Below are 12,358 nucleotides of genomic sequence, written 5' to 3' on the forward strand. Positions count from 1 at the left end.
GACGAACCTGCTTTCTCCAAAGATTCATCTGCTATGAAATAAAAAAACCATCCCGGATTCGGGGATGGCTTCTATATACTTTCAAGAGTGCTTCGATCTTAGAGTTTCTCCTTGATACGAGCAGCTTTACCTTGACGGCCTTTCATGTAGTACAGTTTCGCTCTGCGAACTTTACCTTGTTTAATTACTTCGATCTTATCGATAGTAGGAGATACGATCGGGAAGATACGCTCAACACCTACACCATTAGATACTTTACGCACTGTGAAGGTTTCACCGTTCGTGCCATATCCTCTGCGCTGGATTACAGTGCCCTGGAATTGCTGTACACGCTCTTTGTTACCTTCTTTTATTTTCACGTGAACGTTGATAGTATCACCAGGATTGAAGCTGGGAACAGATTCACGGACTTTCGCAAATTCCTGCTCAACTAGTTTAATTAAGTCTGCCATAACTCGATGGTTTTGAAAATGGACTGCAAATGTATGGAAAGAATTGTAAAATTCAGAAGCCAGCCGGAAGATTTACGTGATTAATTATCAAAGTCTTAAATTTTAAGCTCTGTAAGCCTTATTTCAACAGTTCGGGCCTGCGCTGGCGGGTTCTTTCGAGCGATTGATCGTGTCGCCACTCTTCAATTTTGGAGGCATGACCGGATAATAACACGTCCGGAACCTTCCAGCCTTTGTATTCTGCTGGGCGTGTATAAACCGGTGGCGCGATCAAATTGTCCTGGAAAGAATCACTTAACGCTGAAGTCTCGTCCGATAAAACGCCTGGTATCAACCGGATCACAGCATCCGAAACAACAGCGGCAGCAAGCTCTCCGCCCGATAATACATAGTCGCCTATACTGATTTCGCGTGTTATCAAGTGCTCGCGTACGCGCTCATCAACACCTTTATAGTGGCCACACAAAATGATCAGGTTTTGTTTCAGACTGAGCTCGTTCGCGATGGCTTGTGAAAAGCGTTGACCATCCGGACTCATATATATTATATCATCGTATGTGCGCTGCGATTTGAGGTCGGCAATACAATTATCAATTGGTTCGATCATCATTACCATACCTGCTCCACCACCGAAAGCATAGTCATCGGTAGTGCGATGTTTGTTGGTAGAGTACTGGCGAAGGTCTACAACATTAACCGTAACAATACCTTTTGCCTGCGCTCTTTTCAGAATAGAATCAGAAAAAGGACTCTCAATTAAACGTGGCAATGTTGTAATGATGTCGATATGCATGAGGTATATACTCTTATGTAAATGTATATATAGCGATGGCTGATAAACGTATCTTCGAATATAGCTTATCAAATATCTAAAAATCCTTCGGGAAGATTAACGCTGATTCTCTTTTTAGACTTGTTTACGCTCGTAATAAACGGACTGTTGATCGGTATGAGAACTTCTTTATTCTGATGCATTAATACCAGCAACCGGTTGGCGCCTGCCTGCATCACTTCAGTAACTTCTCCTAACGTGCCGAGTGTATCATCAATCACTTCAAAGTTTATAACTTCATCATCGTAGAACTCTCCACGCGTAGATTTAGGACGCGCTGTTTTGGGAAGATATATAGCTTGTTTTGATATCCTTGCTGCTTCTTCGGGAGAATCTACATCTTCAAACTTGACAAATGCTTTGGCCCCCCGTACCGATGCATGTTGAATAAAGTACGGAACGAGTCGTTCCTGGTTTGCCAGAAACACGGCATCCAGCGTTGCAAAGTCGTTGGGTATATCGGCATCAATAGAGATCGTTACCTCGCCCTTAAGACCGTGAGGTTTTAGCACCAAGCCGATTTTATAGCAGGAATCAATGTTCATTTTAGCTATCTATACAAAATAAATATGCCGGTCCTGATGGATCAGAACCGGCACACCAATTCAATTTTCAAAGTTGATTAAGCCTGTTGCTCTTCAGCGGCAGCAGGAGCCTCGCCTTCTGCAGGAGCAGCGGCTGCTGTAGCGGCAGCAACTTCAGCCTTCTTACGAATAGCTTCGGCACGTGCTTCTTTAACTTTCGTTTCAGCTTCTTTACGAGCTTTAAGATCCGCTTGCTTAGCTTGTGAAAGCTTGCTGCGTTTCTCTTCGATCTTAGCATCTTTACCTTGCAACCAAGCAGCTAATTTAGCATCTGCCTGATCTTGTGTAAGAGCACCTTTAATAACACCGATTTGAAGGTGTTTTTTCAATAAGATACCACGATAAGAAAGCATAGCTTTTACCGTGTCGCTTGGTTGTGCACCGTTCATTACCCAGTGAAATGCGCGATCGTCTTTCAGGTCGATCGTAGCAGGATTTGTAAGCGGATTGTACGTACCAATTTTCTCAATGAAGCGTCCATCGCGTGGAGCTCTGGCGTCAGCAACGACTACATCGAACATCGCCAGTTTCTTGCGGCCTCTGCGGGCCAATCTGATTTTAACCATTTCTTTGTTAGATTTTTAAAATGTGGAACTCGTCCTGATTTTTAAAGGTCGCAAAGTTAACGGATTTTTTTGGCCCGGCAATCCTACTCCAGCCAATTCTTGAAAGAGGAAGCTTCGTAATGAAAGAAAATTTCTTAATTCACGGTCTTGTTGATGGCAGCAAGTCGCTGAAACCATTGATTCAGCGTGCTTTCCTGGCCATCCAGCTCAACAACAATAGATATTGTATTGCTTTTCTCCTTTCGGTTAGCATACGGCAGGGTTGGCTCCTGCACGCCCGAATCCTGAAAAAGTGAGAAAAAGTTGAAATTCAGAATCTTGCTGATCCTTTCGAGCTGATCTGTTTTGATCTCGCTTCGTTCGAAAATATCATAAACATTACGTGAGCTAGTGTTGAGCCTTTTCGCAAATTCTGAAAGTTTAAGGCCTGATTCCTTGTATCGGGTTTCAATTTCTCGTCCTATATGCAACGCCATAGCGTAAAAGTAGAGCGATTCTTACACACTCGATAGAATCCTGTATGTGATTTTGCTTCTTGTAAAGTGATATATTTTATCTCATTGTAGTATTATTACAATGAATTATGAAATTATTAATCACTTATGGAGAAATCTTAAAAATAAAACCGCGATTACGAGCCCAATAAACGATACAGACAAAGCCGAATTCACTCAGGATAGCCAGTTCCATTCCATAACCTGATAAAGCTTTAACGTTCCAGCGGACAAAGGCACTTCACATCCCCTGTGAGTGCCTTTCTTTTTGACCTACGCGCAGAAAAGACTAAATAATTGCTTACACGATTTAACAGTTTTTTTATAATTAACGCCTTCTCTACATTTGTTCACTTTCTATAAAATCATGGATAAATATTCATACATCTCCAATGCAGACGTTGGTTATCTCGACCAGCTCTATCAAAATTATAAAAATGATCCTGCTTCTGTTGACCTCACCTGGCAAAAGTTCTTTGAGGGGTATGACTTCTCGCAGCAGCGTTATGGTGATAAACCTGCAAACGGTAACGGTGCTCCGGTAGCTGATTCACTTTCTATTAAGGAAACCCAGGTGCGTAACCTGATTTTTCAATACCGCTCATTCGGTCACTTGAAATCTAACACCAACCCGGTTCGAGAAAGAAGAAATCACAGTGTAAATCTCGATCACAAAAGCGTTGGTCTTACCGATGCTGATCTGGACACAGAGTTTGATGTAGCAGCCGAGATCGGTATGCCGCGAACAACCCTGCGCAAGATCATTGAGAAACTGAATGCAGTATATCTCGGCACGATTGGCTTCGAGCATAACTTCATCCGTAACGATGACATTCGTGCGTGGCTGTATCAGAAAATTGAGAAAGAATATTATACCTATAATCCTGCCCAGGATGAAAAGAAGAGAATTCTCAATAAACTGAATGAAGCAGTTGTATTTGAGAACTTCCTGCATACCAAATTCCTCGGACAAAAACGTTTCTCCCTCGAAGGAGGAGAAAATACTATACCGGCTCTTAACACAATTATTAATGTAGCAGCCGAACTGGATGTTAAAGAAGTTGTAATCGGTATGGCTCACCGTGGCCGCCTCAACGTACTGGCTAACATCTTAGGTAAGACGTACGAACAGATCTTTACCGAGTTTGAAGGAAATGTAAGTCCTGAGAATCTTACCATGGGTGACGGAGATGTGAAGTATCACCTCGGTTATTCAAGTCACATCAATACACCTTCCGGTAAAAAGGTATATGTAAAATTAACTCCGAACCCGTCTCACCTGGAAGCAGTTGATCCGCTGGTGCTCGGTTATACCCGTGGACAAATTGACGATGAGTATAAAGGAGAGCTTTCTAAAGGCATGGCGATCCTTATTCACGGTGATGCTGCTGTGGCCGGTCAAGGTATAGTATATGAAGTGGTTCAGATGTCAGGTCTGCCCGGATATACTACCGGAGGAACAGTTCATTTCGTGATTAACAACCAGGTTGGTTTTACTACCGACTATGATGATGCGCGTACCAGTATATATTGTACAGATATAGCCAAGATCGTGGATGCACCTGTGCTGCACGTGAATGGCGATGATGCCGAAGCCGTGAGCTTTGCTTCTAAACTGGCTGTCGAGTATCGAATGAAATTCGGTAAAGATATATTTATTGACTTGCTGTGCTATAGAAGACACGGTCACAATGAGAGTGATGAACCGAAATTCACGCAGCCTAAACTTTATAACATCATCGCGAAGCATCCGAACCCGCGCGAGATCTATGTGAAGAAACTGATCGAGCGTGGTGATGTAGATGCAGCTCTCGCTGATGAAATGGATAAGAACTTCCGTAATCAACTTCAGGACAGACTGAATGAAGTGAAGCAAAAACCGCTTCCATACAAGCCTCAGAAAATTGAAGAAGAATGGGAGCAAATGCGTTGGGCAAAACCGGAAGACTTTGATAAATCTCCGGAGACCGGTGTAAAAGAAAGTGTTATCGATAAAGTTGGTAAAGCACTTATTAATATACCGGAAGGCTTCAAGCCACTGAAGCAGATTGAAAAATTGCTGAAAGACAGAACCACAGCTTTCTTTGAAGATAAAGTATTAGGCTGGGCCGAAGCAGAATTACTGGCGTATGGTTCATTGCTGTTGGAAAAAACTCCGGTGCGTATGTCCGGTCAGGATGTTAGACGCGGAACATTCTCTCACCGTCATGCTTACTTCTTTGATGCCAACACCAACGAACCATATTGCGGATTAGATAACCTCGATAAATCTCAGGCGAGATTCAGCATCTATAACTCATTACTTTCAGAATTTGGTGTTCTTGGTTTTGAGTATGGTTATGCCATGTCATCGCCAACGGCATTGGTATTATGGGAAGCACAATTTGGTGACTTCGTAAACGGAGCACAGGTAATTATAGATCAGTTCCTTTCAAGTGCCGAATCAAAATGGCAACGGATGAACGGTTTGGTAATGTTACTGCCGCATGGTTATGAAGGTCAGGGGCCTGAGCACTCAAGCTGTCGCCCGGAAAGATTCTTGCAACTTGCCGCAGAGTATAACATGGTAATTACGAATCCGACTACACCTGCAAACTTCTTCCACTTATTGAGAAGACAAGTTGCCTGGCAGTTCCGTAAGCCATGTATAGTGTTCTCGCCTAAATCATTGCTGCGTCACCCTGCGGTGATCTCTCCGCTGAAAGATTTCACTTCCGGTTCATTCTCTGAGGTACTGGACGATACAACGGTATCAGCAAAAGAAGTAAATCGTGTGATACTCTGCAGTGGTAAAATTTACTACGACCTGGTGGAAGCACAGCAGAAGAGAAAAACAAAAGATACAGCTATTGTGCGTCTCGAACAGCTTCATCCATTCCCTGAAAAACAATTGAAGGCTGTGTTGAAGAAATACAAAGATGCCAAACTGGTGTGGGCACAGGAAGAACCTGCCAACATGGGTGCACAATCGTACATTGTACGGATGATGCCGAAGTACGATCTTGAATTTGTATCGCGCAAAGCCAGTGCATCGCCTGCTACCGGATACCTGAAGGTGCATAAGGTAGAGCAGGAGAAGCTTGTAAATAAAGCTTTTGAAATTTAACTGATCGATAAAATTATAAAGCGTTGAGATATGCGCGGGAAAGGATAACTTGATCGTGCAAATCTCTATGCTGAGACGAGACAATCCCATAATCTAAAACTATACTTGAATGGCATTACAGATAAAAGTACCCGCAGTAGGCGAGTCGATTTCGGAAGTAACGATAGCAAACTGGCTGAAGAAAGACGGTGATACTGTACAGCTCGATGAAGTGATCGCAGAGCTGGAATCCGATAAAGCTACCTTTGAACTGACAGCACAAAGTGCCGGTGTTCTCAAGATTGTAAAACAGCAAGGTGCTACTGTACCGATTGGTGACGTGATCGCAGAGATTGAAGGCAACGGACAGGCTGCTGCTTCTAAACCTGCAGCCACACCTGCGCCTGCAGCAGCAAGCGCGAACGCTGCACCGGCTGCCGCTCCAAAAGCAACGGGTGGTGTAAAAGAAATGAAAGTGCCTGCAGTAGGTGAGTCAATTACAGAAGTGACGATCTCTACCTGGCTGAAGAAAGATGGCGACTTTGTAAATGTAGATGATATCATTGCGGAAGTTGAATCAGACAAAGCAACGTTTGAGCTACCGGCCGAAGCTTCCGGTATACTTCGCATTGTAGCAAAAGAAAAAGAAACACTTCCTATAGGTGGCCTGATCTGCCGCATTGAAATAGCAGAAGGTGCTCCTGTAAAACAAAGTACAGCTGCACCTGCCGCTGCAACAGCCGCTGCGGGAGCTGCTGATAAAACATACGCTGCAGGACATCCATCACCGGCAGCAGCGAAGATCCTTGACGAAAAAGGAATTGCTGCTAACCAGGTGCAAGGTTCTGGTGTAGGTGGAAGAATTACCAAAGAAGATGCACAGAAAGCACAAACTCAGGCTGCACCTGCCAAAGCAGAGTCCAAGCCACAGGCACCTGCCGGCCCTCCGGTAATTGCAAGTGGTGGAGGTCGTGGCGAACGCAGAGAGAAAATGACTTCCTTGCGTAAAACCATCGCGAAGCGTCTTGTATCGGTGAAGAATGAAACAGCGATGCTTACCACTTTCAACGAAGTAGACATGAAACCAATCATGGATCTTCGTTCGAAGTATAAAGATCAATTCAAAGAAAAATATGGCGTAGGTCTCGGCTTCATGTCGTTCTTTACCAAAGCTATATGTGTTGCGCTGAAAGATTTTCCTGCAGTAAATGCATCGATCGACAAAGAAGAAATAATATATCATGACTACTGCGATGTATCTATAGCGGTTTCTACTCCAAGAGGTTTAGTAGTGCCAGTTATCCGCAACGCAGAATCATTATCGTTCAACCAGATTGAAAGCGAAGTGATCCGCTTAGCAACCCGCGGACGTGATGGTAAACTTTCTATTGAAGAAATGACAGGAGGAACATTCTCAATCACCAACGGTGGTGTATTCGGGTCTATGCTTTCAACACCTATCATTAATCCTCCACAGTCTGCTATATTGGGTATGCACAACATTGTTGAGCGCCCTATTGTGAAGAATGGTGAGATCGTTATTCGCCCGATTATGTATGTGGCACTTTCGTATGATCACCGTATCATTGATGGTCGCGAATCGGTAAGCTTCCTGGTAAGAGTAAAAGAATTACTGGAAGATCCGGGAAGACTGATCCTTGGTGTTTAATAGAAGGTAACGCTATTCTCTATTGCTAAAAATAAAAGACATGAAGTATAAATTATTCCGCGTACTGCTGAGTATAATTTTTATTTCATGTCTTTTTACTTATTCCAGTTGTGTAGATGATTGTGAATCGGACAGCGAGCCACAGCTTTCTGTCTACTTCAGCAATCCTCATAATTATAAAACGATATACGGTTTGCACGGCAAGAAGAAGCTTACCGCTCCTTTTGACAGCCCGCAGTATATTGCGGTCCCCATGTCTATCAAAGAAGATTCAACCATTGTGATCTTTGAAGCAGCAGATCATACGGACACACTAACGGTGCACTATAGCCGTACCGTTAAAATGCAATCGGTACGTTGTGGCTTTCGCATCTACTTTGATGATTTTGCCATTATACAGCCAACAACATTCACGGATGTGTCGGTATCTTCAGAATTATATGATCGAGTGTTAGATATTTATATCAATGATTAAGCGACTGTTGTTGGCATCGGTTTACTTATTGTCTGTGATTGCAGCCGAAGCGCAGGAAGAGCAACAACCACAGCAGCCATCGTACGATACACATCGGTTTTTCCTCGGACTTGATCTGATGCGCACATTTCCGCTGGTGTTTAATCGCGGGTATGTGCTGGAGCCATCACTCATCTATAAAACAAACGATCATACTATCATTGATCTTGCAGTCGGGTTCAACGACATACGCAAAGATGAATTATACTCGAATGTAGCGTACGCGAATACTGGTCGTTATTATCGCGTAAGTATAGGACGCTTTGTGGCGAACCATCGTACGCGTTTCAATGAGTTTAACCTGCAGGCAGGGTTGATCTACTCTGATTTTACGGAGAAAGGCTCCGTAACTTTTGCCGGTGATAACTATGGCGACCTGACCGATGTGAAGACTCAACACAACAAGCTTTTTATACTGGAGTTTCAGCCAAATTACTGGCTGCCGATATCCGACAAATTTTCTTTTAACTTTCAGGTGCGTGTTAATTATATTGTAACACAGCCCGATGAAAAATATTTCCCGGTATACTATGTTCCCGGTGCCGGCTATGTACAGTCGTCCGGTAATCGCGATGGTATTCCCAACAGCAATAGTATAACGGGTGGAGTCTCGATTCGAATAGTTTATAAATTTTTGGAATTATAATTTTATTGATCTTATGCAATACAACGTCATTGTTATTGGCTCCGGCCCTGGTGGATATGTAGCCGCGATACGCGCTGCTCAGCTTGGTTTTAAAACAGCAATCATTGAGAAATACGATACATTGGGAGGTACCTGTTTAAATGTAGGATGTATACCTTCCAAAGCGATGCTGGATTCATCCGAACATTTTATCAACGCGAAAGAACACTTTGCCGAGCATGGTATAGATATACCGGCACCGAAAGTAAATTTCACGCAGATGATTAAACGGAAGGGCGATGTGGTAAAAGCTAACGTAGATGGCATCGCTTTTTTGATGAAGAAGAACAAGATCGATGTTCATAAAGGAGTAGGATCGTTTGTAGATAAAAACACGATCAAGGTTACTGCGAAAGATGGCAAAGAAACTACACTTACTACCGATAAAGTAATTATAGCTACGGGTTCCAAACCAACAGCACTTCCGTTTGCTGCGTTCGATAAGAAACGTATTATATCCAGCACCGAGGCATTGGAGTTGAAAGAAGTGCCAAAACATTTGATCGTTATTGGCGGTGGTGTAATTGGTATGGAGCTCGGCTCGGTATATGCGCGCATCGGATCTAAAGTTACGGTAGTAGAATTTTTGGATAGCCTGATACCAACGATGGATGGCACAATGGGCAAGGAGCTTCAGCGTGTAGCCAAGAAGATGGGTATGGATATTTTCCTCGGTCATAAAGTTACGGCAGTAGAAAATACCGGCAATGAAGTGATCGTGAAGGCAGAGCCTAAGAATGGTGGCAATGCTCTTGAACTGAAAGGCGACTACTGCCTGGTAAGTATAGGACGCAGACCATATACCGATGGACTTGGTCTTGATAAAATTGGTATTGAAACAGTAAAAGGTCAGATACCGGTTGATGATCATTTGAAAACAAAAGTAGATAACATCTATGCTATAGGCGATGTAGTGCGTGGCGCTATGCTGGCACACAAAGCTGAAGAAGAAGGTGTATATGTAGCCGAGCAGATGGCCGGACAAAAGCCACATGTTAATTACCTGCTTATACCCGGAGTAGTATATACCTGGCCGGAAGTTGCCAGTGTAGGATTTACCGAAGAGCAACTGAAGCAGGAAGGCAGAGCCTATAAAACAGGAAGCTTCCCGTATAAAGCATTGGGTCGCGCACGCGCCAGTATGGATACCGATGGTTTGGTAAAAGTATTAGCCGATAAGCAAACCGATGAAATTTTAGGTGTGCACATCATTGGTGCCCGTGCGGCCGATATGATTGCTGCTGGTGTTACTGCGATGGAATTCCGCGCGTCTGCTGAAGATGTAGCGCGTATGTCGCATGCGCACCCTACCTATATGGAAGCTGTTAAGGAAGCATGTCTTGCTGCTACCGAGAACAGACCGATCCATATGTAATATCACCAGCTGCAGGTAGCAAAATATAGTATATTCGCTGTCTGCAGCTTGTTGTTATAATAAAGTCCCCCCATGAATGTTCTTCACCCTCGAAACTGGTCCCGCTATAGTCGCAGGTTCACTGGCGACAAAGAAGGACTGCGTAAATATAAGCGCGTTATACTGCTATCGCAGTTTGCCTTGTTCGGCTCGGTAGTAGGTGTCTTTCATGCTCTGGAAGACCTGGTGGACGGACTATATTTCATGCCGATGATGGATTTCATCATGGCTGTTTCCATTTTTATCTGTTACCTCATCAACGAAAGTGGCCGGCATAAAACGGCTCGTCTTATTTTGCTTTCGTTTCTCAATATATACTTCTTCATATACTCTTCGCTGGCTAATCATCAATTGGGTATATACCTGTATTATTTTTCTTGGGTGGGATTGGCCGCTGTTGTGTTTGAGGTGCACGAGAATTTTTATCGCTTCTTTTTTATAGGTCTATCTATCGTACTAACGATCATACTCTTTGCAACCAACTTCGATGCTTTTGGTAAAGTAACTTTTGAGGCCGTTGATATTGAGCGATCGTTCATTATAAATTTTGTGTCGAGCATTTTGGTGCTGGTGTTTTTCATTGTGTTTATGGCGAACATGAATGAGCAAACCGAGAATAAACTGATAGCGCTTGCAAGCGAAGTAAAAACCAAGAACACGGAATTGGAGAAAGCAAATCGTGAGCTCGATCGCTTCTTTTATAGTGCTTCGCACGATCTGAAAATTCCGTTGATGGATATTAAAGGTGCCATTAATGCTGCGCTGGCCGAAAACAAAAACGAAGAAGTACTCGCCTATTTTGAAGTGCTGAAAGAGCGCGCACAAAAACTGGATAACTTCCTGTTGGATATAATCGACTATGCGCGCAATAGTCAGATAGGACTAAGGTTGGAGACTATTGATATTGCGTTATTGATCGATGATGTAGTGCGCAACTTTGCTTTTACAAAAGATGCAGATAAGATCAAGTTTCAAAAAGATATACACCTCGAACGTCTTGTGGAGGTAGATCGCATCCGGCTGATTGTTATTTTAAACAACATCATCTCCAACGCTATAAAGTATCATAGCCTGGATAAGCGCGATCCATGGGTAAATATCCAGGCATATCATAAAGATCATAAGCTCACGCTCATTATTTCCGATAACGGCCAGGGTATAGATGAAGAATTATTACCACGCATATTCGAAATGTTTTTCCGTGGTACTAACCAATCAAAAGGTTCTGGTCTCGGGCTATATATTGTTAGAGAGACGGTAGAAAAAATGGGAGGCGATATTCAGGTGCAATCCGAGTTAGGAAAGGGCACGATCTTTACCGTTACCCTTCCCGTTAATCTTTCCATCACTCCGGTGGAAACGCCTAAGCGTGTTACCGTTCTTTAGACTTTCTTTTGTAATCTATACCGTATCAGTGCACGGCAAACAATCGCGATAACGATTGGTATAAGTGCTATATTTAGTTTCTGCGGAAGCAATGGCCACGCCAATAGAGTAACAATCGCTATAATTCCTGCGATCAAAAAATATTTCGTTAACCAGTTAGGCTTTCGTATAAGTGCTATAGCAGCAACCAGGTTAGTAGGTAATGCCCATAGCAAGTTGAAGTTGTAAGAAGATTTATGATCGGTAGCAACCCACAGGAAAAGTAATAGTAATCCGATCAGTCCCGTTACTGAAAAGAGGATAGCATCAAACCACGTTGCCAGTTTTTTTCTTCTCCAATCGATCACCGAAAGTATAATAGCTACAACCGCCAGTGCCCCGAAAATATACAACGGGTGAGGTAAGCCTTTCATCTTGTCTTCCGGGCGCGATTCATATACGATCTTCTTTTCTTTTACCAGTGGCATCGGTACACCGTTGTGTTTTATAGTAGCATGATCAAATCCTGATTCAACATAATCGGGAAGAAACATATACTCATAAGGTGTTGCTTTGCGATCGATCTCCGAGCCCAGACATATATCTATACCGAGGTCGCCCCACGGCTGCTGGGCCAGGTATAAATCCGTAAGCTCGCGAATGCTATAGGAGGTTTTTATATACGAGCCATCGAACGT

11 protein-coding genes and 1 pseudogene are annotated in these 12,358 nt (G+C 43.3%); 6 read left to right on the top strand and 6 right to left on the bottom strand.

What is annotated here, in order from left to right:
* Positions 1–98: 98 nt before the first annotated feature.
* The 5 genes from rplS to VIN08_RS16420 form a co-directional block, all read right to left on the bottom strand.
* On the bottom strand, positions 99–452 hold the full coding sequence (rplS, locus tag VIN08_RS16400; protein WP_331967234.1) for a 50S ribosomal protein L19: 354 nt from the start codon (positions 450–452) through the stop codon (positions 99–101).
* Positions 453–570: 118 nt separating this feature from the next.
* Entirely contained in the window at positions 571–1,245 is a 675-nt protein-coding gene (trmD, locus tag VIN08_RS16405; RefSeq protein WP_331967236.1) for a tRNA (guanosine(37)-N1)-methyltransferase TrmD, read from the bottom strand.
* 68 nt (positions 1,246–1,313) lie between these two features.
* Positions 1,314–1,829 carry a ribosome maturation factor RimM gene (gene rimM, locus VIN08_RS16410; RefSeq protein ID WP_331967238.1) on the bottom strand — a complete coding sequence of 172 codons (516 nt, stop codon included), beginning with the start codon at positions 1,827–1,829 and terminating at the stop codon, positions 1,314–1,316.
* Positions 1,830–1,906: 77 nt separating this feature from the next.
* Positions 1,907–2,434 (bottom strand): 30S ribosomal protein S16, encoded by a 528-nt coding sequence (locus VIN08_RS16415; RefSeq protein WP_331967240.1) that lies wholly within the window; start codon positions 2,432–2,434, stop codon positions 1,907–1,909.
* Between the two features lie 134 nt (positions 2,435–2,568).
* On the bottom strand, positions 2,569–2,910 hold the full coding sequence (locus VIN08_RS16420; RefSeq protein WP_331967242.1) for a hypothetical protein: 342 nt from the start codon (positions 2,908–2,910) through the stop codon (positions 2,569–2,571).
* Between the two features lie 385 nt (positions 2,911–3,295).
* On the opposite strand from VIN08_RS16420, the gene VIN08_RS16425 reads away from it, so the two are divergent.
* The 6 genes from VIN08_RS16425 to VIN08_RS16450 all read left to right on the top strand — a co-directional run bounded on the left by VIN08_RS16425 (position 3,296) and on the right by VIN08_RS16450 (position 11,681).
* Entirely contained in the window at positions 3,296–6,034 is a 2,739-nt protein-coding gene (locus VIN08_RS16425; protein WP_331967244.1) for a 2-oxoglutarate dehydrogenase E1 component, read from the top strand.
* 109 nt (positions 6,035–6,143) lie between these two features.
* On the top strand, positions 6,144–7,682 hold the full coding sequence (gene odhB / locus VIN08_RS16430; protein ID WP_331967246.1) for a 2-oxoglutarate dehydrogenase complex dihydrolipoyllysine-residue succinyltransferase: 1,539 nt from the start codon (positions 6,144–6,146) through the stop codon (positions 7,680–7,682).
* Between the two features lie 40 nt (positions 7,683–7,722).
* On the top strand, positions 7,723–8,157 hold the full coding sequence (locus VIN08_RS16435) for a DUF6452 family protein (protein WP_331967248.1): 435 nt from the start codon (positions 7,723–7,725) through the stop codon (positions 8,155–8,157).
* Positions 8,150–8,842 (top strand): hypothetical protein, encoded by a 693-nt coding sequence (locus tag VIN08_RS16440; protein WP_331967250.1) that lies wholly within the window; start codon positions 8,150–8,152, stop codon positions 8,840–8,842. Before VIN08_RS16435 ends, VIN08_RS16440 begins: the two co-directional genes overlap by 8 nt.
* A 13-nt stretch (positions 8,843–8,855) precedes the next feature.
* On the top strand, positions 8,856–10,256 hold the full coding sequence (gene lpdA, locus VIN08_RS16445) for a dihydrolipoyl dehydrogenase (RefSeq protein WP_331967252.1): 1,401 nt from the start codon (positions 8,856–8,858) through the stop codon (positions 10,254–10,256).
* Between the two features lie 72 nt (positions 10,257–10,328).
* Positions 10,329–11,681, top strand: coding sequence for a HAMP domain-containing sensor histidine kinase (locus tag VIN08_RS16450; protein ID WP_331967254.1), 1,353 nt, complete (start codon positions 10,329–10,331; stop codon positions 11,679–11,681).
* Here the strand turns inward: VIN08_RS16450 and VIN08_RS16455 are convergent.
* Positions 11,678–12,358 (bottom strand): annotated as a pseudogene (locus tag VIN08_RS16455) (hypothetical protein); the annotation flags it as partial. The gene VIN08_RS16450 and the pseudogene VIN08_RS16455 sit on opposite strands and share 4 nt — an antisense overlap.

This window comes from Ohtaekwangia sp., from assembly GCF_036568665.1.
GTDB lineage: Bacteria > Bacteroidota > Bacteroidia > Cytophagales > Cyclobacteriaceae > Ohtaekwangia.